This is a genomic window from Kamptonema sp. PCC 6506, from assembly GCF_000180455.1.
Lineage (GTDB): Bacteria > Cyanobacteriota > Cyanobacteriia > Cyanobacteriales > Microcoleaceae > Kamptonema > Kamptonema formosum.
This window is the reverse complement of record NZ_CACA01000340.1, coordinates 1-22099: the sequence shown is the minus strand read 5'-3', so window position 1 is coordinate 22099 and position 22099 is coordinate 1. Positions and strand designations below refer to the sequence as shown.

Here is a 22099-nt window from a genome sequence, read left to right as displayed (position 1 = left end):
CCTTGGCGGTTGCTATAACAATTAGTCACCCTTTTTTTCCCACTTACTATCTTGCAAAGAATTGCCTACTCCCTGAAGAATTCCCCGTCCAATTAAACCAATTCCTCGTCCAATAACTTGCGTCAGCACATAGACAACTCCCGTGCCCAGAAAAGCGATAATTGCTCGGACACGAGGAGCTGTCGCGTCCCTCATTTCTAATACCAGTGTCACCACCAACTGCACGCCCGAAAGTTGAGCTAACTCCTGATTTCTAGGAGAATAAATTGATATTTTCTGAATTCCTATTTCATTCAATGTCAACAGCAAAAAGCGGCTTTCAAAAATTGCCTGTGGTTCCCAAAATAAATTTTGCATTCGATATTTCCAAGACAAATTATTGCGAAATTTCTCAATCTCTCGCGTAGAAATCAACTGACGGTCATAAAATTTTTGTTTGATTTCTTCTAGATCGGCAAAATTATTTAATAGCGGTTGCACCACCCCGTTAGCCAGTTGAATCACTAAGTTTTCCAGCATTACTTGCGATCGCACCATCGCTTCGGGGCTACCCGCTGAGCAGGAAATATTATCAATTATCAGCGGAGTTTGATATAGTAAATGAGCAAAACATTCCACTACTAGCGGAATTTTATCAAGAATTGCAGTCTCAACCAGTTGAGTCTCTTGCAACAACACTGGTACAACTTCTATTCGCTCTTGTTTCTCGGAAAATAGCAAGGAAGAAGGAGGAAGAACAAAAGAGGGATTTCCCCCCAGTTCGCTCCTTTTTTGTAGGGGCAATCCTGCTGTATTTCTCACCTCCCCAACATTCCCTTCCTCTATCCGTAGGGTGTAATATTTACCAAAGAAATCCGCGATTGTATCTTGCCACAAATCTCTGATAATACTCGAACGCTTTTCTGATAATTGCGGCAACTCGACTTGGGAAAAGCGCAATTCATCAAGTATATCCTGTAATTTGCGTAAGATTATATACATCAAGTCCTGTTTCTTATTTAACCGGAAGATATCTATTTCCAGAGGTAGACCCGTTAAGTTAACTAAACCTGATTCTAATTTCGCCGCTATTGCTTTAAATAAAGCGGTTTGTAAATCATTTGTGGCTGAAAGCTGAGGAGATAATTCTGAATTGCTAATTACCGTAGGTAAATTAGGAATTGGAAAGGGGGAATTAGTTGTTTTATTGTTAGTTATTCTCCTGCTGATTTCCTCCCGATTTTCTATAATTTTCTGTTCCCGATCGGTCGGTAATAGCTGACTGACAATCCAACGAGCAGCTAACAATTCGCGGCGGCGACCGCTGAGTAAAACCCAATCGCTCAGAGATACAAAATCTTCTTTTTGTAACAGTCTAGAATCTTGTAATTGTGTGTTTACTTCCGCGATCGCGGCATCAATTTCCTGCATTCCCGATCTGGAAAGATGAGCAATTAACTTTCGATACAGAGAAAGTCTGGGGAAGGGAGAACCGGGACGTAATTCGCTCTGTTCTTCTATAGCTAAAGGAATTGTATTGCTCTGATTTTCTTGCTCCTGCGATCGCTCTGGCCAATAGCTTTCACCGGATGCTACTAAGCGAATAGCTGCTACGATCTCTGCAACTGCGATCGCTTTTGAGCAATAGCCATTGACACCCGCTTGCTTTGCTCTTGCTAAAAGAGCTGGTGTACTACTTCCCGCCAGTAGCAATAATGGTAAGTTGGGGTACTGCGTTTTGAGCTGCTGACACAGCATCATCCCCACAGAAAAATCTTGCTCAGTAACATCTGAGAGCCAAATCTGCCCGTCTAAAATCCAAATTACGACATCGGGGATGTTTTCGTCGCCCAGAGCAGCGATCGCATTCAAAGCCTCAGTCCCAGACTCCACCTCTGCGATCGCTTGCAAGTCCGGGTACTGTTCGCAAGCAACCCGCAGACCCAGGCGAAAAAGAGGGTCGCCTTCAACCACCAACAATTGCAAATTGGTCATAAGTAGAAGGAAGAAGGATTTAGTTAACTGTTAACTGTTAACTGTTTATTCAGAAAGTAAATTACCATCGGGAGATGCTGGAGGTTCAGCAGGAGCAGGCGCTTCTTGAGCAGGCGGAGCCGGTTCTGCCTCTTGCGGTGGTGGTGAATATTCCTCTTGCGGTGGCGAGGGTGAATATTCCTCTTGCGGTGGCGGCGAATATTCCTCTTGCGGTGGTGGGGGTGAATATTCCTCTTGTGGTGGTGGCGGCGAATATTCCTCTTGTGGTGGTGGCGGCGAATAAGGCTCCTGTTGTCGAGCAGGAGGAGCGGGTTCCTGTTGTTGAGCAGGAGGTGAATAAGGCTCCTGTTGCGATGCCGGTTCAGTATATTGAGCAGCCGGTTCCGCTACAGGCGGGGGGGCAGAGATCGCATCGCGTTCTGCGGCCCAGCGAGCGATCGCACCTTGGGCTTCCGAGTAGAGCGATCGCCCATAGCCAATCTGAGCAGCCATACTGATTGCCGCGCTCAGACTTCCTTGAGCGGCCAACTCAGATGCTTGAGTGAGAATAGGTCTATCTTGGGCGATTTGCTGTTGGGAAACCCATTGAGAGATATTGGCTTGAGCTTGAGCATATAGCGCCCGATTGTTCTTAATCTGGGAAGCTTGCTCAATAGCCTCAGTCAGCTTGCCCAGCTTAGCCAAAGCTTGCGCCTGATTTAACAGGGGTTGGTCTTCGACAATTTGAATACTTTTCGTCCACTGCGCGATTAGGGTTTGCGCCTCTATCCGTAGGGGACGACCTTGAGCCACCATGCTAGCTTGCGCGATCGCCGCATTCAACCCTTGAGCAGTTCCCGGCACTGCTAACTGTCTGGCGATCAAAACGTATGGCTGGTCTTCAATACGAAGAATTTCTTTGCGCCAGTAAGCTACCAAAGTCTGGGCATGAACCCGCCTCGGTTTGCCGGGATTGATAGTTTGGGCTTGGTCAATAGCGAGTTGGAACGCGATCGGTTGACCGAAACTAGCGATCGTACTCGCCATTTGCAGCCGCAACAAATCTTGAAACTGTACCTCTAAGTCCTTAATTTGAGCTTGAGCTTGTTTGTAAAGAGGGCGATCTGGGGCAATTTGAGCCGCCGCCGCTTGCCCTTCTAACAGTGCAAAAATATGTTGTGGTAGCGGCGTACCGATCGACTGATTCCACGTCACAGCCTGAGCGCGACCTAGCTGCATCAAATCTTGAGCTTCAGCATAGAGAGCAGAATCCGCCGGAATCAAATTAGCAGCCGCGATCGCCCCATCCAAGTTTTTTTCCTCCAACCGCTGACGCGCTATACCCAGCAAAGCGCGGCTCCAGCTCACGATTTGGGCTTCTCCCTTCGTATAGGCAAAAAGCTTCTTCCCAATTTTGCCAGCTAAAGCGATCGCCTCTCCCAAGTTCTCAAGACCTCCCTCAGCCGCTAACTCCTTAGCTTCTCGGAGGCGCTGCCAGCCCTGCCTTTCCAGCGTAATTTGCTCTACAAGCTCATTAAAGCGTTTTTGACCCCAAAAAATATTGTCCAATTTAAACAGAGCTTGAGCGTACTCCGAAGCTTTCCTCAAATCCTCTGCCTTCAAAGCTTCTTGCGCTTTCTCATAGAGCTTTTGGCCCTCTTCCCAATTATTCTGCCACCCAACCACCGCTTTTTCCACTTCTGAGTAAGCTGGGCTAGTTTTGGGAATTTTAGCTACAATATCGAGGGCTCCCTGCAAGTCTCCCACTTCAATTTTCGCAGTTGCCAGCCCCAAAATAGCTTTCGACCATTCCCCAGTAAGTTGTAGAGATTGTTCGTGAAGAGGATGCTCCGGCGGCCAACTTTCGACCAAAGCCAAAGCTTCTAGTATTTGCTCCAACTTCCCAGAGTTAGCTGCTTGCTGAGCGCAATAGAGCCTTTCCCCATCGGCTGCCACAGGGGATAACTGCTGGCAGTTAGGCGGTGGTTGCACGGCGAGCAACCAGAGAAGTGCACCGGCACCAGTTACACCAAATGCCAACAAGACACCCAAGTATATCAATTGCCATTGCCAAAAACCTCTTTTGCTGACTTTGGCTTTGTTTCTAGAAGCAGACGACTCTAAAAGCTCGTCTGCTGTCCTTAACTCTGGCTGCGGATTTGGGGATGGGTTGTACCTTGCTGGTGGTTTGGGGAATTTGTCAGATTGTCGTCTTGCCATTACTTCAGCCTGTCCTGTAATGCTCTATAGAGCTTAACCCAATTGGGAGGTATACAGCTTACCAACGAATCGAAGATTGTGAAGAAAGGGAGTTTTGAGTAGGGAATCTCTGACTTTTTTACTCACAACTCAAGGCTCAGGCCAGGGGGGTATCGCCCCAACTCAAGCTCAAAACTCAAAACCCTCATTTCTTCCCCATCCCGCTTTAAGAAGCTTTTGGCGTATCATTTTCAGACTCTGCGATCGCGGCATCAGGGAAACGGTAGCCGAAAAAGTCGATCCGATAGTCGGCAATCCTAACGCCCGTTTGCTGTTCGATTTGCTCAATTAACTCTTTAGGCAATTCTACGTGAACGTCTAGGATTTGTTCGGTATCAAGGCAGTTGACATGAGAATGGGAGTCACTGACATTACCGTACAACCGCCCCTCCGAACGCTCAATGCACTCAATAATTCCCTCTCTTGAGAGCGCTTCTAAATTTTGATATACAGAAGTATGACCGATCGCCTTACCTTGCTGATTCAAGCGATCGTAAATTTCACGAGCTGAGAGGTGTTCCCTTGCTTGCCAGAGCAGTTCAAGTATAAAGCGGCGCTGGCGGCTCAGACGCATACCCATTGTCTGACAGCGGTTCAAAGCATCTTCTAAAGAACGAATTGGTTTCACGACCGTCGCCTCATTTTGCCTGCTCAATGTGGGATTCCGGTGCAATGTAATGGACACGGACTCTCTTAAACTTAATTCTATCTTAAGACTATGGACTCTTCCCACGCAGGGTCAGGAAGATGGGGGAGGATTCCTTACTCTTATCGCTTCAAAACTGGGTTGGTGTAGCCTACTCGCAGGATTTAGGGTTTGCGAGTGCAACGAAGCAATCTCTCAAAACTTCCATTGCTCCATATCCTATAATTGCTGAGTAACCCAAATATTTCTCATTTGTGATAGCAATCTATCCCGGCAGCTTCGACCCGATTACCTTCGGTCATCTCGACATTATCGAAAGAGGCTGTAAACTCTTCGAGCAAGTAATAGTAGCCGTTTTACGAAATCCTAATAAAAGCCCCCTATTTACCGTCGAAGAAAGGATAGACCAGATTCGCCACTCCACCCAACACCTACCCAACGTAGAAATAGCCAGCTTCGAGGGTTTAACAGTAAACTACGCCAGAATACGGCAAGCCAAAGTATTGCTGCGGGGATTGCGCGTATTAACAGACTTTGAAATGGAACTCCAAATGGCCCATACTAATAAAACCCTCTTGGGCGAAATAGAGACAGTGTTTCTGGCGACTTCCAACGAGTACAGCTTTTTAAGTAGTAGCGTAGTCAAAGAGATAGCCAGATTTGGGGGTTCCGTCGATCATCTTGTACCGAAGCACGTCGCTGTAGATATTTATAAATGTTACAAAAACTTACCATAAAAATGAGCTATTTTGAATACATTAGGTTTGTTGCAAAAATTGACCGTTGGCTGTTAACTGTTGTGAACAGCCCTTAACCCTTGTCAACAGGCAGTACATAGGATATTTGCAAATGTTACGCCAGCAGGACTCAACCCGCATCGAACCCGATAATAACGGACACAGCACCGAGACTGAATCGCCTCAAGCTGTAGGCTCCTACGGAGAAGCCACGCGAACAGCAGGGGTAGATATTCAGCGGGAACTCAACCGCCTTGAGGAAATCGTTCTCGACAGTCCCCGGATTCCCCTGACTCGACGCACGCTTGTCGATGAAGAACAATTGCTCGACCAACTGGATCTAGTGCGGCTGAATTTGCCGATCGCCTTTCAAGAAGCTGAACTCATCATCCGCCACAAAGACGAACTGGTTCAAGAAGCCGAACTCTACGCTCAAGAAATCATCGCAGCAGCCGAACAGCGGGCCTCTGAGCTTTTGAACGAAATGGGCCTAATCCAGCAGGCAAAAGTAGAAGCAGATCAATTACGGCAACAAGTTCAATTGGATTGCGAGGCAATCCAGCAAGCTACGATCGCAGAAATTGAACAGATTCGCTATCAGGCTCAACAAGAATTAGAGGAAATGAGAGCCAGAGCGATCGCTGAATGCGAAGAAATTCAAAATGGAGCTGATGACTACGCTGACCACGCACTCGACAATATCGAGCAACAGCTAACTGAAATGCTGCGCGTGATCCGCAATGGTAGGCAGCAGTTAGACAGCAATATACCACCTCAAAAACATTAAACTAATTGTTTAGTGGTTAGTGGTTAGTGGTTAGTGTTTACCAGATTTTGTAGAGAAAATGGGTGAACAATTATGCTATTGGAGTTAAGACAATTGAGGATTCAACCGGGTCAGCAATTGCTGGTTGAGGGTGTGAGCTGGCAACAATTTGAAAATATTTTGGCGGAATTGGGAGAACGACGTGCTTCTCGACTTTCCTATAGTAACGGACGGTTAGAAATTATGGTTCCTCTGGCCGAACATGAAAAAGCCAAAGAAATTATTGGGGACATGGTAAAAATTTTGTTGGAAGCACGACAAATAGCATTTGAGTCGTTGGGTTCGACAACGTTAAAAAATGAACGTATGAGTCAGGCTGTCGAACCGGATACCTGTTTTTACATTCAAAATCAAGCAGCGGTTATCGGTAAAAACCGCCTCGATCTGAGTGTCGATCCTCCTCCAGACTTAGCAATAGAAATTGACCTCACATCTCGCACGCAGTTGGATAATTATCAAGTTCTAGGAGTGCCGGAACTTTGGCGATACGCACGACGAGGGCTACAAATCAATGTCTTGCAAGCCCAACAATATATTGATTCTGATGTGAGTCCCACTTTCCCCAATATCCCAATTGTCGAGCTGGTGAATCAGTACGCTCAGCAGAGTCAAGTTGCTGGCAGAACCTACGCTATTCAAGCTTTCAAAAATTGGGTACGGGAAAATCTTTAGTCTCAGAAGGTAGCCATTAGCAATTAGCCATTAGCAATTAGCCATTAGCAATTAGCCATTAGCAATTAGCCATTAGCAATTAGCCATTGTGCAAGTTGCAGAGGTGTCCTAGCTTTCTGGAAAAATCCGTTTATAGATGACACATTTTAGAAAGCAATCGCGGTCAATAAGGTTTTTACCAAATGATTTCAGATAAATTTCGCCGCCAGTTGCGCTCCGAAGCCAAACTCTGGCAGGCAGAAGGACTTATTAACGCTCCATTATACGAACAACTCTCCGATCGCTATCAATTCGATAGCCTAGAAACAGCATCCCGCAATCGTTTCCTCGCTATTTTAATTGGCTTGGGTGGCATTCTCTTAGGCTTAGGTGCAATTACCTTTGTAGCAGCCAATTGGCAAGAGTGGCCTCGCGAGTTCAGAGTTGTTTTACTGCTGAGCGTGTTCGTGGGAGTCAATGCAGGTGGCTTTTATCTATGGCGAACTCCCCTATCTAATAGCAGACAACAGATGGGATGGCAAAAGCGACTTGGTGAAGGATTATTGCTGTTAGGAGCTTTAAGCTTAGGTGCAAATATGGCACTGATGGCACAAATGTTCCACATTGGCGGCTCTCCTTACGGTCTTTACCTCGTTTGGGGGTTAGGCGTATTGGCAATGGCTTATAGCCTGCGTTTGACTTCCTTGGGAGTTGTAGCCATTCTGTTGATGGGATTGGGTTATTGGCTGGGGGTATTTGATTGGTGGTCGTCAAAAGACGAGTTTTCTTGGCTTGATATATTGGTGCAACATTTTCCTGTAGTAGCCTGTTTAATGTTTGTGCCACTAGCTTACTGGTGTCGTTCCCGTGCGATTTTCACTCTGGCTGCGATCGCCATAGTTTTTTCTCTAGAAGTTTCTATTTCCCAGGAATTGAAAGGAGGTTGGGGTTTCGCGATCGCTTGCGTTTTGCCTCCGGCTCTACTGTGGGGGTACGATGACTTGATTTTGCCGCAAGCACACAGCAGAGTATTTCAACCTATTGCTCGTACTCTCGCACTCCTATTTCTCGCCAGTCTATTTTATCTGACCTCTTTTTATGGGCTGTGGAATAGTTTTTCTACCTCAATAAACGATCGAACTGTAATAGACTGGATTCCTTTGCTAGATGTAGCGCTTCTCGCCGGCTTGACTGTGTTTGAATGGCTGCGTTTGGGTCGTCAAGAGAAAAAAAGTCGCAAACGTCAGGGAGTGGATTTGACAACGAATGCGATCGCTGGATTCCTAGCTGTCACGGCATTAACTCATCTTTGGAATCTGACTTTTACTCCTATTCCCATCCTCGCCACATTTATTTTTAATGTGTTATTATTCCTCTTGGCTGTGGGTCTAATTAGAGAAGGTTTGGCACTAGGAAATAGAGCTACATTTTGGGGCGGGATGGTATTGATAACGCTACAAATTATCAGCCGATTGTTTGAATACAACACTGAATTACTGCTTAAATCTTTTGTGTTCGCTTTGTGCGGAATTGGTGTAATTGCTGCTGGAATTTGGTATGAGAGACACTTTGCCCGACTGAAAAAGCAAGAAGAAATGAGAATGTAATCTTGAAGGGTGAAATTTGCATAACGCCGTCCTCTGGGCGGTAATTGAACTGCCCAGAGGACGGAATTACGAAACATCTATCTTAATCGTTCTAGAGGTTTAGCCTAATACGCTTAACTTGCAAACCATAAACTATTAAAGGTACATTACCATGAAATCACCTAATGAGAAATCTGTGGTAGATTCTGAAAATCAAGAGATTTCAAAGACTAATCCTGAGCTGGCAAACGAGAATTTAGTTGAGCCTTCAGCCTTCAAATTGTCTGCTTCTGAACAGAGATTACCGGCTTGGAGAGTCTGGGTTCCCTTGCTGCTACAAATAGCACTAATTGTCTCAGTCCCAGCTCATGCAGTTTATACTCATATTACAGGAAAGACCGTTATCCTTCAAACAGCACCCGTAGATCCATACGACTTTTTGCGGGGATATTCCCAAACTCTGGGCTATGACATTTCTAATCCTAATAATCTTAATGCTCTCCCTGGCTGGAAAGATTTACCAAATGACTCGCTCACTTGTCAATCTAACAAGACTAATTGCTCAAAATCACCGAAATATTTAAAGCCAGGAACAAGTATTTACGTAATTCTAGAAGCACCTAAAACGGTGACAAATTCTGGTCGTCCTAAGCCTTGGAAGCCAGTGCGGGTTAGCTTCAATAAGTCCACTAACTTGCCCGCAAATCAGGTGGCGATTAAGGGAAAATATAATGGATGGCGCGTTGAATATGGGCTAGAAACTTATTATATGCCGGAAAATCGTCGCGAAGAAGTCAATGCTGATATCACTCAAACTCAATCTAGGCAACCACAGTCTTTTGTAGTCGAAACGAAGATTGATACTGAGGGTAATGCAGTACCGATAAGTCTATGGGTGCGCGATCGCAATTATCGATTTTAAGGCATTCCCCCTTCTTTCTACTTAAACCCGGAGTTGGTATCATTAGGACTTACACTCATGGCTCCAGAAACCGGGTTTTTGAGAGCATCTGTGGGTGAAAACGAAGCATTTTTGTCAAAAAACCCGGTTTCTCTGGTTGGGTGCGTAAGTCCCGATCTTAAAAGATTTGGTGTAGCGATCGCTCCATCAAGCAGGCGATCGTACCGACAAGCAAAGTAAATCTAAAGAAACAAGGAAAGTGTTAAATATTCATAAAATTCTATCCTTAGAAATAGAGACTAAATACTCCATTAGATAGACGAAGTTACTTCTAAAAATTCTTAAAGTTGTTCAGGAAATAAATATTGCACGACTTTTTTAAATTGGCTGATATTCGTACCGGACTTACTAACTTACTAATAGTTTTAGATGGGAAAAATCATCGTTAATCGTACTTAACTTGATACAAATTTACTTCGCCAAAAAACAAGACGAGGAAAAAATATGAGCTATTCCCCTAATCTTCTCAAAGGTCAAAAAGCACTCGTAACGGGTGCAAGTTCTGGTATTGGTGAAGCGATCGCCCGTGCTTTGGCTGCATCGGGTGCTTCTGTTTTAGTCAACTACCATTCTCAACAGGAAGCAGCAGAGAAGATTGTCAGCGAGATTAAATCGGTCGGTGGGGAAGCGATCGCGATCGGTGCAAATGTCGCCAAGGAAGAGGAAGTTTTGTCAATGTTTGACCAAATGTACCAGCACTTTGGCACAATCGACATCTTAATCAACAACGCTGGACTGCAAAAAGACTCAGCGTTTGTAGACATGACTCTCGACAATTGGAATTTGGTGATTGACGTGAACCTAACCGGACAGTTTCTCTGCGCCCGTGAAGCCGCAAAAGAGTTTCTCAAACGGGGCGTGAAGCCAGATATCTCCAGTGCCGCAGGCAAAATCATTTGTATAAGTTCGGTACACGAGGTAATTCCTTGGGCGGGTCACGTCAATTACGCTACCAGTAAGGGCGGCATCCACATGATGATGGAAAGTATTGCCCAAGAACTCGCACCCCACAGGATTAGGGTCAATAGCATTGCACCCGGTGCTATTAAAACCCCAATTAATAAAGCAGCCTGGGATACGCCGGAAGCTGAAGCAAAATTACTAAAACTCATTCCCGCAAAACGAGTCGGAGATGTAACAGACATTGCTAAAGCTGCTGTTTGGCTTGCCTCGGATGACTCAGATTATGTGAATGGTGAAACTCTATTTGTAGACGGCGGCATGACTCTGTATCCAGGGTTCGCCACAGGGGGCTAGATGAACGCAGAACAGCAACTTGGATAGATATGTTGCGAAGTCAGTATAACTGGTGCTTAAATGATAGAATCAGTCAATACAATCAGCAGTTTATCCAAGGCGATTATTGTGACATCAGGACGAGGGGTGAAGCTTCGCCCTTGACTTGTTTCGTAAGTAAAAGTGGTGCAACCGGAAATCCTTGGAAAGATTCTAAGTTTGACAAAGAAGGTAAGGCTAGAAATCCGCGTCGAAGTGCTGGTGATATTCAGATTACAGCATTGCCAGAATTGAAAATGGCTAGACCTTGGTATGCCCAACTAGATGCAACAGTTCTGCAACAAAATGTTAAGCGCTTGGACACAGCCTATACCAATTTCTTTGATGGTAGGGGATTTCCTAAATTCAAGAACCGCAGTAATTTCACGTCTTTTACCGCGGGATAAGGTTCTCACTGCCATTAAGAACAAGCTGACTGCCAACGGTATTGACTTGCCCTTCCCGACGCAGCAAATCTTGTTCCACGACCAAACAAACCGAGGAGACAGATGGCGATCGCTCCCGTCAGCGTGAAGGATGGCCCTCTGGAAACAAGGAAGTACCGAACTCACGTAGCATTAGCAGTTCCTTAAGAAAGCTGGTTGAGATGCGGGCGCAAAAAGATGGGAACGGGAAGGAATAAGTCAGCGATCGCTTAATCAATTACTAATTGCAATACTTTCTCCTGTTTCCGCAGCTTTCTTTAAGGCATTTGCAACTTTTAGAGTATACAAACTAGCTTCTGAATTTAGATACAGCGGCGTTCCCTCTTGTAAATAATCTAACACCATTGTTGTATCTTTTGCAAATAAGCCGCGACGAGTACCAACCTCAATAGTTTGGGTGGTTTCTCCCTGGATTAATTGACCAGATTCCGGCGTAAAAATTAGCTTTCCAGCTTCACCATAAATAGTGAAAGTATTTTCTGACTGCCACCATGTTTCTCCTTTCCCATACACAGCTTCAGCTATAATACCATTAGTAAATCGCAACTGAGCGCTGCACAAACAAGATTTATAAAAATCAGGTTCCGTATCCCAAAATTGAGTTTGACAGGTAACGCTCCCTACTTCCCCAAATAAATCAGTAAATCGATGCAATCGAGAAAGAGCACCAACAAAAGGAAAGCCAAACAAGGAATGTTGGTAAGTCCATTTCCGAGGTACAGGATGCTGGGGATTGATGGTAACGTAGCGGACATAGAAAATTTTGCCAATGGCCGGCAAATATTCCTTAATTGCTTGATGCAAACCGCCTAATAGTTCAATGTGTTCGACATGGAGCAATTTTTGCTGTTGCTGTGCGATCGCGATCGCTCCTTCAGCTTCCGATGCGTCCAATGCTAGGGGATATTCGACAACTACGTGCTTGCCATTTTCCAGGGCTGCCCGCGCGATCGCGCCGTGATCTCGATTTACCGTACAGACGATTACCAAATCTAGGTCATCGCGTTCTATTAGTTTCCGCCAAGAAACTGATTGCTCAATCTGGAATTGTTCGCTAAAGGCTTCCGTACTCTCAGGCCTATGACCCGCAACGGTTATCAGGTGCGATCGCTCATCAGTCTCCAGGGTCTGGGCCCTTAGCTTAGCGGTAAAACCGGTACCAACAATGCCCACCCTAATAGGGGAACTAGCCGAGAAGCGAGAGGTAGTATTCATCTGGAACTCACTGCAAAATAACCAAAATATAGCAGTCGCCAAGGCAATTAAGACGTTCTGAGTTCCACCAAACTAGCTGATTCTATCCCCTTCTTCCCCTTCTTCCTCTTCTTCCTCTTCTTCCCCTTCTTCCTCTTCTTACCCTAGCCCCTAGCCCCTAGCCCCTAGCCCCTTCTTCCCCTTCTTCCTCTTCTTCCTCTTCTTACCCTAGCCCTGAGCATCGTAGCCCCTAGCCCCTTCTTACCCTAGCCCCTAACCGCCCTGGCGGTTGCTATAGCATAAGTATAAGTAATCAAGATGAAATTAGAAAAAGTTATAACTAATCCCATTCAAAATATATATGAAATCAGTGTTGCAAAATTCCTAGTTTCCCCTACTATCAGAGAGTAAACTAACCAAAGTGCAAACCTGACGGGCTAATAGAACATTCAGGTTTGTATTAGGCAAGCTTATCGGTTTTATAAAACTTTTGAGAGGATCAGTGCATGGCAACCTATAAAGTAACACTCATCAACGAAGCTGAAGGCATTAATTCCACGATTGACGTTGAGGAAGATACATATATTCTCGACGCTGCTGAAGAAGCAGGGCTTGACCTGCCTTACTCTTGTCGCGCAGGTGCTTGTTCTACCTGTGCTGGCAAAATCACCAGCGGTGAAGTGGATCAGTCTGACCAATCTTTCTTGGATGACGATCAGATTGAAGCTGGATTTGTCTTAACCTGCGTGGCTTATCCCAAGTCTGACTGTACTATCCAAACCCACCAAGAAGAATCTCTGTACTAAGCTAAAAAATCTTTTGCTTGCATCTTGGGATCTATGCCGATCGCTATGGGGTCAGTATCCTGCTTTCCCTGAAGATGTAAGTTAAATGTAGTCAGACTAAATCAGCAACAGACGATTGTTTTCAGTAGTAGGGTGGGCAATTCCCACCTTACTAATTTTTATTTTCGGGCGATCGCCAAAAAACTATAGAGGGATCGAGGGGGACAACTTTGCTCCCTGGAAAATAAAAGTTGAGAATGCGATCGCTATTCCAACCCAATTTAGCCAAGTTATAAGACCCAGTTTGGCTCATCCCCACACCGTGACCGAAACCGCCTCCCACAAAGGCATATCCTTTAATCGATTTATCGGGATTGTAGACTGGATCTAAATAAAACAGCGTACTGATTGGCGGCTCAAAAGCGTTGCGAATCTCATCTTTATCAATCTCAATTTTACCTGCATCAGTTTGCACGGTCATTTTCAAAACTCGACCCGCAGGCGATCGCTCCGTAACTAACACCTGCTTAATCGTTTTAAAATTAGCCAGAGGACTCTGTTTCTTCTGAAAATATTGCTTCAGAAATGCAGTCATCGCCTCTAAGCTAGTTTCTTCCCGCCAGCGAAAGGCATCAGAACCTTCCTCATTAAACCCCTTCTTCAGGCTCATAAATCGCCGGAAATTCGCTTCATTTGCCAAGCTCTGCTTAGATAAATCCCAAACATTACCTGGTGCGTCAATCACCGATCGCAAATAAGGTCGTTCTGGGCCATGCCAAACATCGCCAAAAGTAGCCGTAATCCCGCCGCTAGCCGCAGAATAAAGCGCGTCTACCAGTTCATTATTATATGCTACCACCAAACCGCGCGTCGCAGAAATTGCCCTATCAGTTTCAGGATATACCTCAGTCAATCCTTCGTAAACTTGGCAATTAGTATCTGCACACAATTCATAATTATCAACAGCAAAGCGACGCACATTTCTCAGCGCGTAAGTCCTCGCCAGAATTGTCTGAGCTTCAATCGAAGCATAGGGCGAGAATGCCCCGATTTCGTGCGGTACAACTCCCCGCAAATAAGTTTCTACAGGTACGTCATTGACTAAAGTATAAGTACCATAAGCATTAGTTTGAAGTTGTAAACTTCCCCCGTAGCGGCGAGTATTCTCATAACTGGGAGTTGTTCCCGTCACCACCTCAATTACTCCGTTTCCTGCCGTCACCTTCAACTGATTACGATTATAGCGAAAGCCATTTAAAACCCAGAATGCCTGCGGTACTTGCTTGACAATTTTTGTATCGATAAAAGCGGTTTTATTGCCTTGAGCCTGTAAACTTTCTAACAACAATCGCCGCAATAAAGGAGTTTTGTAAACATCTCGTTTCGCCCAAACTTGCCAGCGTTCCGGTTGAGCAATTTCTACTTCAATTCCCCGATTTCGCCACTGATTAGCGCTATCTTCAGCACTCTCAAAACTGCGGTGAGCGCTGAGTATAACTCGTTCATCGACTACAGGTGCAGGTAGCGGTTTCATCGCCACTTCTAATTTGACACTGGCAGTGTTAGCTGTTTCTATTCCCTTGGGAGTTTGGTAACGCAAAGTTAGGCTTGAGCCTGGGGTAGCTTTCAGCGTCAGCTTGTCCGTTGGTTTAGTACCAAATCTCTGCACCACACCGATTTTGATATCTCGATCCTTGGGAGTCTGCGCGAAACTAGACTCGCTACCAAGTCCTAGAAGGCAAAAAGCAGTAAAAAGCTGGACAGATATACTGAAATACTTAAAAAGCGAAGTTTGAGCTTGTTGAGCTAGCAAAGTTAACTGCCTCCTAGAACTGGAAATTTGGTACTTCCTTAGAACTGTAGGGTAGCACAAGTTTATGCGTCTACAGAGGTATTGACAAAAATCGATCTAACTTTGATTAATATTAACGAGATCGGACTTACGCAGACACAACCTAATACAGTTAACAGTTGACAGTTAACAGTTAACAGTTAACAGTTAACAATTAACAATTTTTTGTTTAGCTATTTGGTCAAGGGGTTCCCACTGGAGGACATCTTGGAGTAAAGATTGATAGCCGAGTACATTAGGATGAATGCCATCTTCAGAGAGGCGAGGATGCCACCAATCCTTACCCCGACTTAGCCATTTTTCAAAGATATCTAAATAGGGAATGTGGCGTTCCAAACACGCTTGGCAAGTGGCTTCTTTATATTTATACTGGTCTGCCTGGTTGTAGTACAAGCATTTTTGAAAGGGCATTTTGTTTTCATCAACAGGAACCATGCCGACAAATAGGACTGGACAAAGTTGATGGGCATGGTCTAACAAGTGATGCAAAACTGTGTTAAAATGCTCGAATTCAGTATAGTTGCGACCGTGAGGTAACTGAACTCTGGGGGAATCGTTAATGCCTACTGAAAGGATAATCGCATCTGGGAGGCGATTTCTCAATTCTCCTCGATGGCGAAATTCGTTTTCGAGGCGTTGGGCAACTTGATAAACGCGATCGCCTCGTACTCCTAAATTGTAGAGGACATGACCCGGACTATCGGGCAACATCCATAACCGCCGCAGTCGCTCTACCCAGCCGCCGCCTTCGTGATCGCCAAAGCCATAAACTAAGCTGTCCCCCAAGGCTACCAGTTTGAGGGGATGAGGATTTACTTGATGCAACCGAGGAAATGAATAGGCTACTGCTGCCATAATCTAAAAAAAGTGAGTAAAAGAATTTACAGAACTATTTCCCGAACTGAGTACAGCGTTGTCCGCGCCTTCAGGTCTGAACGGCATTGGATGGGATTAGCAAATGTTATACTTTTGCGTAATGCCGTTGGCAGTGTCAAGAATCTTGACATAGTAAAATAGAATGTAACACTATAGTAAGGTGGTTAGTCTCATGCTTAAGCGTCCAACGTTCGATTCAACTCAGTTAACCCGTAGGGCGGAGGAGTTGATCAATGCAGCTTCTAATCGCTACCGAATTACGGTACAAGTGGCGAACCGCGCCAAACGCCGTCGCTATGAAGATTTTGATAATATGGATGACCACTTGATGAAGCCGGTGATGCGGGCGATTTTTGAGATGTCCGATGAGCTGACGCAAGAGGAAATTATTGGGGAGCCTTTGAGGTAGGAGTTCTGTCGAAAACTGTGAGCAATTTTAAGCGAGTTTTGAGTTTTGCGATCGTCGCTCTGAGTGTGGCGTGTCTCACTGTTTTGGGGGGGATTTTTGAATCAGGGGAATTGAGTGTTTCGGCGCGATCGCCTTTAACTATGGCGAGTCCCCAACCAACTCAGGTGCAGCGGTTGGCTCAGCAACCTCTACAGGAGTTGCGGGTGAGTGAGGTATGGCGGTTGGTTTATCAACAGTTGCCTGATTTTCCAAAGGAAAATAATTATGTTTCAAAGGAGACTGGGAAAGTCGATCCGAACAATACTTTGGTAGGGCGGTTGATTCGCTATCATTTATTTGTCAAGGGTCGCCCTGGTAATTATCGTCTGGATTGGAAGCTAACTTTAGCTGACTATTTGGGGGTGACTCCTGAGTTTTTGGAAGAGTCGGTGTATCCAGGGGGTGATGTGTTGCGGTTAAATCCAATGGAGCGCGATCGCACTGTGATTCAAGACCTCAATCGCGCTCAGCGGGATACTTTGATTCAAGTTTTAGTGGATATTTTTAATGGGAATGCTCCGAGCGTACCTGCTGCGGGTGGGAGTCAAGAGCGATCGCCTTCACAAGTACCACCAGCACCACAACCAGGGGATGCCAAGCTATTGATGCCGTAAGCATGGAGCGCGTAATTAAGACTGGTGCGGGTTGGCGTTTAGGATGGAACCCCAAGGCGGCGGAATTTAAGGGTTTAGTGGGTGGGGATGATTGGGCGATCGAGTTGACAGAGGCAGAGTTGAATGATTTTTGCAGATTGTTGGGGCAGTTAGCCGAAACGATGAGCTTGATGGCTGCTGAGTTAATGGATGAGGAGAAAATCGCCTGTGAAGTGGAAAGCGATTTGCTGTGGATGCAGGCCGAAGGTTATCCCGAAGCTTACAGCATAAAGTTGATTTTGAATGCGGGACGGCGGTGCGAGAGTTCTTGGGAGGCGGCGGCGGTTCCTGGTTTAGTACAGGCGGCACAGGTTTTAAAAGTTTTTTGAATTTTATTTGACTTTACTTGATATTGATGATATATTGAAGAGATGTGTCGGGGCGTAGCGCAGCTTGGTAGCGCACTACTTTGGGGTAGTAGGGGTCGTGGGTTCAAATCCCGCCGCTCCGATGGTTGAAACCTGCTTTTTGGAGCAGGTTTTGACGTTTTAAGAGTCTTTTTTATTAATCACTTCATTCTGAATTAGGACTGACACGGGGAGGATTAATTATAAAATTGGGGCGTAAGATTAAAAATATACCCAACACGAAAACAAGTATTTTGCTAAGGGACAACTGCTCTAACGAGTCTGCAAATTCAATAGACTTTGAACGAGAGCGGGTAATTTACTACAACAAGGATTTGAATACTCACGCAATTCATCACGCTCAATTTGCGCTGCAATTCGCTCTGCACGTTGAATAGCTTGGGGGGTTAACTCTTTTAATGGTTCTGGGTAAAGACACATTGACTTTTCATAGTTAGAAATATGTTCTCCCAACAGAGCTTTCGCTTTATCACGAGTAATTTGTGCAAAATAATCTCGAAAATGAATTAGATACCAAAACTCAAAACATGGGTTTGTAATTGCTAGATGAATCTCTTGACTATTAGCCCTATTAATTGCACTTTCCCAATTTTCATAATTTTGCTCGATATGCTCATCTCCATCAAAAACTGCCCAAGCTTTGTCTCCTTGAGTCCAGCTTCGCTCTCGCTTCATTTCTTGGCGGGTTTCAATTGCAAGTTCAATAATGCTACGCGGATCAGTTCTACCACGATGAGGCAGAACAATAATATTTAGAGTAGAGAGACGTAGTTCTCTGCGGATACTTTCAAAATAACCTGGTTCTGTCTTACTTCCTTCGCAAGCAATCAATATTTTTTGACCAATTTCTTTGCTTGGTCTTTGACGATTTAGCTTTCTTGACACTTCTCTTCACCTTCCAAAATCATTTCTTCATCAGATGGTAGAAAAGGAACAGCCCCAAATCTGCCATCTAAATAAGCTTTATCAATTGCCAAATCATTCCGTACATGGAAATCTGTTAATGGATATAACTCTGTACTTTGGTCTGAACGCTTTTGTGTAAACCAAATCTGATCTCGTCTCAGCAAATTATTTCTCTGTAATGTATTGTCATGGCTAGTAAGAATTAGCTGTCCATATTCCCGATTCATTTTAGGATTCTGAAACATTCTAACAATACTACGCACAATATTGGGATGTATATTATTTCCCAATTCATCAATTAGTATTAAATCACCTGTATAAAAAGCTAAAATCATCCGATATGCGAGACTGAAAAGCCGTTGAGTGCCAAGAGATTCCTCTTCAAAAAGCCATCTAACTTCATGCCCTTCATTAGTCTTATGTAAAGCATATATATCAAACTCAAAGTTCTCATCTTCTTTCTTTTGAATTTGTATGTCTGAAAGCCCAGTATCAAATTTTTTGATTATATCTAAGGCTTTTTTGTGGATCTGTAATGACGTAGAAATAGTTGCTTCATATAAGGTCATAGTATGAAAAAGGTCGTAGGATTCATGTCCTAAGCTAATTCCTGACCAGCGATTTCTAAGCCACATACATAGTGGCTCAACCACATCTACTTCAAGTTTTAATAATATGCTGATAAATGATTCGTTCTCTCTAACACTTTTTTGAAGCTGAGTATGAGAGCCAGAGAAATCTGAACCATTCTTCCATAGGTTTTTCTTTAACTCTTCATTCCATCTACGTTGAAATAAAATCCGAGAACGCTTTGTTTCGGCAAGTTTATACTCTAAACTTTCTGAGATTATGAGATTTTGATTAATTGCTAAAGAATAAGTGTAAATATTATTATTGAATAGTGTTCGGAGTTCAAAGCGTGTCGGTTCTTTAGAAGAAGTACCATCTAATCTAAAAGGAGTAGGTTTTGCATACTTAAATAAACGGGAAGCTCCTGCTAATTCTTGACTACCATGAGCCATAAGTAGCAACAAATAATCTAAAGCTTGAATAACATTACTTTTACCTGAAGCATTAGCACCAAAGATTGCTAAAACAGGTAAAATTTCAATGTCCCATCCTTCAACTTGGTATCCCGGTGTAATCTCATTATCTGTCTTAGTTCGCTTATTCTTACTGCTTTGACTACCCTGACGAGAACGCTGTGCCACTGCGCTAAGAGTGACAGGCTCTTTGATGGAGCGATAGTTCTCGACTGTGAAGTCTACAAGCATGATTTGGCTTCCGTTAGGCTATTTTACGTGACTTATTCACGATAATTATACCCTAGTTTGAGTGAATCTCCTTCTTTCAGATGAAAGACGATCATCTTATTGTGACGCTATTACTCCAACTATCCTTTCACCCAGTGAAGCCCTAGCGCGATCGCGCCACACTGGATGAATCGCGGGACGGGTTAAACTGAACTAGACCAATATTCGATTCCGATCGATCGAGCAGGTGAGAGCGCTAGCTATGGAAATCGTTACTAACAGATTTCTCCTACGGGATTTTACCAGAGAAGATGAACCTGCATTTTTGGCCTATCATGCTGACCCTCGCTATGCTGAATTCTGTGCGCCAGAAGAAGTTACACCCAGCTTTACCCGCGACCTACTTCAAAGGTTTAGGGAATGGGCAACTGAACACCCTCGGCGCAATTATCAGCTTGCTATAGTCGATCGCCGTACTCTAGAATTAGTTGGCTGTGGTGGTTTGCGCCGTGATAGTTATGGCCCCGAACAAGCAGAACTAGGTATTGAGTTAGCACCTCAGTTTTGGGGGCGTTACGCCTATGCTATTGAGGTTGGGAAAGCTTTAATTGAATTTGGGTTCCGCGATTTGGGGTTAAACGAAATTCGCGGTATTTCTGTCAGTGCTAATTTGCGCATATCCAGGTTAGCAAAACGCTATGGATTCGTTGTAATCGGTACGCCAGCCAGTCCAGATTGGATGAGTACGCGAGGATGGAACCAAATTGAATGGCAGCTTATACGAGAAACCTGGGAGAATTTATCTACTATCTAAAGATGCCTGACCGCATTATGCTAATTCTTATTCCTATTCCCGTTAATGAATACAGTTCTATAGTAATTTGGGGTGGATTATACGATTAATATTGGGTAATTAAGATGGAACTTTGTCAAGTAATAGTTGATAAATTAATGAGTGTCAGAGGTAATAAGCTGCCATTTTTCCAGATGGGTTTGAGAGGATAATCCCAGGGGATTTGTGTCTGGTCGCGTTTTGCTTTAAAGTAGTAATAGGCAAAGCGGATTAAAAAATAATAGAAATAATGACTCAATTTACATCTACTATGACTGCCTTTCCCCTCACAGCCGTTGTGGGGCAAGAGGCGATTAAATTAGCCCTGCTTTTGGCCGCAATCGATCCGGGATTGGGAGGAGTCGCGATCGCAGGCCGCCGAGGTACTGCAAAATCTGTCATGGCAAGAGCCTTACATTGTTTACTACCACCGATTGAAATCATTAAAGATTCCATCTGTAACGAGGAACCAAGGGAAGGAGAAGAATTAGCAACCAAAATCATTCCCGCACCCTTCGTACAAATTCCTTTAGGTGTCACAGAAGACCGGCTCTTAGGTTCAGTTGATGTCGAGCAATCTGTAAAACTAGGTGAAACCGCATTTCAACCGGGATTATTAGCCCAAGCGCACCGAGGCGTGCTCTACGTCGATGAAATCAATCTTCTCGATGACAATATTTCTAACCAATTGCTGACTGTTTTAACCGAAGGTCGCAACCGGATTGAGCGAGAGGGAATTAGCTTTGAACATCCTTGCCAACCGCTATTTATTGCTACCTACAACCCCGAAGAAGGCCCGCTGAGAGAACATTTGTTAGATAGAATTGCGATCGCGCTTTCCGCCGATGCTCTTCTGGGATTAGAGGAAAGAGTGCAAGCTGTAGAGTCTGCCCTCTCCTATTCTATTTCTCCCCAAGCTTTTCTCGATGGATATACAGAAGATATTGATAACTTAAAAACTCAGATTTTACTAGCGCGAGAATGGCTCAAAGATGTCCGCATTCAGCGCGAACAAATCGCCTATTTGGTAGAAGAATCCATTCGTGGCGGCGTACAGGGACATCGAGCCGAATTATTCGCGATGCGAGTAGCTAAAGCTGCGGCGGCTTTGGAGGGACGTACTGATGTCACGGCTGACGATTTGCGCCGCGCCGTAGAATTGGTAATTGTACCCCGCGCTACGATCGTTCAAACTCCGCCAGACGAATTACCGCCACCGCCACCGCCGCCGCCACCTCAAGATCAGTCGGAGGAAGAGCAAGATGAAGATGAGGATGAGGATGAGGATGAAGATCGAGAGCCTCCAGAAGAGGAAGAGATGAGCATTCCTGAAGAATTTTTGTTCGATCCAGAAGGGGTAGTGCTCGATCCTACGGTGCTTTTATTTGCTCAAATGGCTAACCGTCAGGGTAAGTCAGGAAGTCGTAGCGTCATTTTTTCGGAAGATCGAGGCCGCTACGTTAAGCCGATGTTGCCTAAAGGCCCCGTGCGACGGATTGCGGTTGATGCGACTTTGAGGGCGGCTGCACCTTATCAAAAGGCGCGGCGGGAGAGAGATAGACTGGGAGCGGGGGAGCTAGGGGAGCGGGGGA

The 22099-nt window shown here is 44.8% G+C and carries 23 protein-coding genes and 1 tRNA gene; 15 read left to right on the top strand and 9 right to left on the bottom strand.

Features of this window, described 5'->3' with window-relative positions:
- Positions 1-21: 21 nt before the first annotated feature.
- From OSCI_RS23120 to OSCI_RS23110, 3 genes are all read right to left on the bottom strand, one after another.
- Positions 22-1974 (bottom strand): DUF3685 domain-containing protein, encoded by a 1953-nt coding sequence (locus OSCI_RS23120; protein WP_007357592.1) that lies wholly within the window; start codon positions 1972-1974, stop codon positions 22-24.
- Positions 1975-2019: 45 nt separating this feature from the next.
- On the bottom strand, positions 2020-4173 hold the full coding sequence (locus OSCI_RS23115) for a hypothetical protein (RefSeq protein ID WP_007357591.1): 2154 nt from the start codon (positions 4171-4173) through the stop codon (positions 2020-2022).
- Positions 4174-4378: 205 nt separating this feature from the next.
- The gene (locus OSCI_RS23110) at positions 4379-4840 is read right to left on the bottom strand and encodes a Fur family transcriptional regulator (RefSeq protein WP_007357590.1); all 462 of its coding nucleotides are present in this window, start codon (positions 4838-4840) and stop codon (positions 4379-4381) included.
- Positions 4841-5112: 272 nt separating this feature from the next.
- Between OSCI_RS23110 and coaD the strand changes: the two genes are divergently transcribed.
- Positions 5113-5595, top strand: coding sequence for a pantetheine-phosphate adenylyltransferase (gene coaD, locus OSCI_RS23105; RefSeq protein ID WP_007357589.1), 483 nt, complete (start codon positions 5113-5115; stop codon positions 5593-5595).
- 130 nt (positions 5596-5725) lie between these two features.
- Here coaD and OSCI_RS32510 read toward each other — a convergent pair whose 3' ends face one another.
- Positions 5726-5782, bottom strand: a complete 57-nt coding sequence (locus OSCI_RS32510) for a YSIRK-type signal peptide-containing protein (protein WP_417063891.1) — start codon at positions 5780-5782, stop codon at positions 5726-5728.
- Between the two features lie 75 nt (positions 5783-5857).
- On the opposite strand from OSCI_RS32510, the gene OSCI_RS23100 reads away from it, so the two are divergent.
- The 7 genes from OSCI_RS23100 (at position 5858) to OSCI_RS23075 (ending at position 11301) form a co-directional block, all read left to right on the top strand.
- Entirely contained in the window at positions 5858-6382 is a 525-nt protein-coding gene (locus OSCI_RS23100) for a hypothetical protein (protein ID WP_202796251.1), read from the top strand.
- Positions 6383-6454: 72 nt separating this feature from the next.
- Entirely contained in the window at positions 6455-7093 is a 639-nt protein-coding gene (locus OSCI_RS23095; RefSeq protein ID WP_007357587.1) for a Uma2 family endonuclease, read from the top strand.
- A gap of 182 nt (positions 7094-7275) precedes the next feature.
- Positions 7276-8679 carry a DUF2157 domain-containing protein gene (locus OSCI_RS23090; RefSeq protein WP_007357586.1) on the top strand — a complete coding sequence of 468 codons (1404 nt, stop codon included), beginning with the start codon at positions 7276-7278 and terminating at the stop codon, positions 8677-8679.
- A 151-nt stretch (positions 8680-8830) separates the two neighbouring features.
- Entirely contained in the window at positions 8831-9580 is a 750-nt protein-coding gene (locus OSCI_RS23085) for a GDYXXLXY domain-containing protein (RefSeq protein WP_007357585.1), read from the top strand.
- A 57-nt stretch (positions 9581-9637) separates the two neighbouring features.
- Positions 9638-9799, top strand: coding sequence for a hypothetical protein (locus OSCI_RS30315; RefSeq protein ID WP_155523426.1), 162 nt, complete (start codon positions 9638-9640; stop codon positions 9797-9799).
- A 264-nt stretch (positions 9800-10063) separates the two neighbouring features.
- Positions 10064-10876 carry an SDR family oxidoreductase gene (locus tag OSCI_RS23080; RefSeq protein WP_007357584.1) on the top strand — a complete coding sequence of 271 codons (813 nt, stop codon included), beginning with the start codon at positions 10064-10066 and terminating at the stop codon, positions 10874-10876.
- 29 nt (positions 10877-10905) lie between these two features.
- Complete coding sequence (locus OSCI_RS23075) at positions 10906-11301, top strand: hypothetical protein (protein WP_007357583.1); 396 nt, start codon at positions 10906-10908, stop codon at positions 11299-11301.
- Positions 11302-11553: 252 nt separating this feature from the next.
- Here OSCI_RS23075 and OSCI_RS23070 read toward each other — a convergent pair whose 3' ends face one another.
- Entirely contained in the window at positions 11554-12555 is a 1002-nt protein-coding gene (locus tag OSCI_RS23070) for a Gfo/Idh/MocA family protein (RefSeq protein ID WP_019487810.1), read from the bottom strand.
- Positions 12556-13040: 485 nt separating this feature from the next.
- On the opposite strand from OSCI_RS23070, the gene OSCI_RS23065 reads away from it, so the two are divergent.
- Positions 13041-13340, top strand: a complete 300-nt coding sequence (locus OSCI_RS23065; RefSeq protein ID WP_007357581.1) for a ferredoxin — start codon at positions 13041-13043, stop codon at positions 13338-13340.
- Positions 13341-13491: 151 nt separating this feature from the next.
- On the opposite strand, the gene OSCI_RS23060 is transcribed toward OSCI_RS23065, so the two are convergent.
- Entirely contained in the window at positions 13492-15132 is a 1641-nt protein-coding gene (locus OSCI_RS23060) for a SpoIID/LytB domain-containing protein (RefSeq protein WP_007357580.1), read from the bottom strand.
- Between the two features lie 186 nt (positions 15133-15318).
- Positions 15319-16026 carry a GDSL-type esterase/lipase family protein gene (locus OSCI_RS23055; protein ID WP_007357579.1) on the bottom strand — a complete coding sequence of 236 codons (708 nt, stop codon included), beginning with the start codon at positions 16024-16026 and terminating at the stop codon, positions 15319-15321.
- 193 nt (positions 16027-16219) lie between these two features.
- On the opposite strand from OSCI_RS23055, the gene OSCI_RS23050 reads away from it, so the two are divergent.
- From OSCI_RS23050 to OSCI_RS23035, 4 genes are all read left to right on the top strand, one after another.
- A complete protein-coding gene (locus OSCI_RS23050; RefSeq protein ID WP_007357578.1) occupies positions 16220-16456 on the top strand; it encodes a DNA-directed RNA polymerase subunit omega in 237 nt (78 codons plus the stop codon).
- A 17-nt stretch (positions 16457-16473) separates the two neighbouring features.
- Positions 16474-17109, top strand: a complete 636-nt coding sequence (locus tag OSCI_RS23045; RefSeq protein ID WP_007357577.1) for a hypothetical protein — start codon at positions 16474-16476, stop codon at positions 17107-17109.
- A gap of 2 nt (positions 17110-17111) precedes the next feature.
- Positions 17112-17477: a DUF1818 family protein gene (locus tag OSCI_RS23040; RefSeq protein ID WP_007357576.1), complete on the top strand. Its 366-nt coding sequence runs from the start codon at positions 17112-17114 to the stop codon at positions 17475-17477.
- Positions 17478-17525: 48 nt separating this feature from the next.
- A tRNA-Pro gene (locus tag OSCI_RS23035) sits at positions 17526-17599 on the top strand.
- 169 nt (positions 17600-17768) lie between these two features.
- On the opposite strand, the gene OSCI_RS23030 is transcribed toward OSCI_RS23035, so the two are convergent.
- Positions 17769-18401, bottom strand: coding sequence for an RloB family protein (locus tag OSCI_RS23030; protein ID WP_019487811.1), 633 nt, complete (start codon positions 18399-18401; stop codon positions 17769-17771).
- Positions 18386-19696, bottom strand: coding sequence for an AAA family ATPase (locus OSCI_RS23025; RefSeq protein WP_007357574.1), 1311 nt, complete (start codon positions 19694-19696; stop codon positions 18386-18388). Before OSCI_RS23025 ends, OSCI_RS23030 begins: the two co-directional genes overlap by 16 nt.
- A 241-nt stretch (positions 19697-19937) precedes the next feature.
- Between OSCI_RS23025 and OSCI_RS23020 the strand changes: the two genes are divergently transcribed.
- Both OSCI_RS23020 and OSCI_RS23015 read left to right on the top strand, forming a co-directional pair.
- Positions 19938-20489, top strand: coding sequence for a GNAT family N-acetyltransferase (locus tag OSCI_RS23020; RefSeq protein WP_007357573.1), 552 nt, complete (start codon positions 19938-19940; stop codon positions 20487-20489).
- A 268-nt stretch (positions 20490-20757) separates the two neighbouring features.
- On the top strand, positions 20758-22099 hold a 1342-nt coding region (locus tag OSCI_RS23015), incomplete at its 3' end, for an ATP-binding protein (protein ID WP_039962896.1).

Excerpts from the sequence above, each read along its gene's own strand:
- OSCI_RS23120 (WP_007357592.1), bottom strand. The coding sequence starts at position 1,974 with ATGACCAATTTGCAATTGTTGGTGGTTGAAGGCGACCCTCTTTTTCGC.
- OSCI_RS23115 (WP_007357591.1), bottom strand. The coding sequence starts at position 4,173 with ATGGCAAGACGACAATCTGACAAATTCCCCAAACCACCAGCAAGGTAC.
- OSCI_RS23025 (WP_007357574.1), bottom strand. The coding sequence starts at position 19,696 with ATGCTTGTAGACTTCACAGTCGAGAACTATCGCTCCATCAAAGAGCCT.
- OSCI_RS23085 (WP_007357585.1), top strand. The coding sequence starts at position 8,831 with ATGAAATCACCTAATGAGAAATCTGTGGTAGATTCTGAAAATCAAGAG.
- OSCI_RS23070 (WP_019487810.1), bottom strand. The coding sequence starts at position 12,555 with ATGAATACTACCTCTCGCTTCTCGGCTAGTTCCCCTATTAGGGTGGGC.
- OSCI_RS23055 (WP_007357579.1), bottom strand. The coding sequence starts at position 16,026 with ATGGCAGCAGTAGCCTATTCATTTCCTCGGTTGCATCAAGTAAATCCT.
- OSCI_RS23095 (WP_007357587.1), top strand. The coding sequence starts at position 6,455 with ATGCTATTGGAGTTAAGACAATTGAGGATTCAACCGGGTCAGCAATTG.
- OSCI_RS30315 (WP_155523426.1), top strand. The coding sequence starts at position 9,638 with ATGGCTCCAGAAACCGGGTTTTTGAGAGCATCTGTGGGTGAAAACGAA.
- OSCI_RS23080 (WP_007357584.1), top strand. The coding sequence starts at position 10,064 with ATGAGCTATTCCCCTAATCTTCTCAAAGGTCAAAAAGCACTCGTAACG.
- OSCI_RS23020 (WP_007357573.1), top strand. The coding sequence starts at position 19,938 with ATGGAAATCGTTACTAACAGATTTCTCCTACGGGATTTTACCAGAGAA.
- OSCI_RS23065 (WP_007357581.1), top strand. The coding sequence starts at position 13,041 with ATGGCAACCTATAAAGTAACACTCATCAACGAAGCTGAAGGCATTAAT.
- OSCI_RS23075 (WP_007357583.1), top strand. The coding sequence starts at position 10,906 with ATGTTGCGAAGTCAGTATAACTGGTGCTTAAATGATAGAATCAGTCAA.
- OSCI_RS23040 (WP_007357576.1), top strand. The coding sequence starts at position 17,112 with ATGGAGCGCGTAATTAAGACTGGTGCGGGTTGGCGTTTAGGATGGAAC.
- OSCI_RS23090 (WP_007357586.1), top strand. The coding sequence starts at position 7,276 with ATGATTTCAGATAAATTTCGCCGCCAGTTGCGCTCCGAAGCCAAACTC.
- OSCI_RS23050 (WP_007357578.1), top strand. The coding sequence starts at position 16,220 with ATGCTTAAGCGTCCAACGTTCGATTCAACTCAGTTAACCCGTAGGGCG.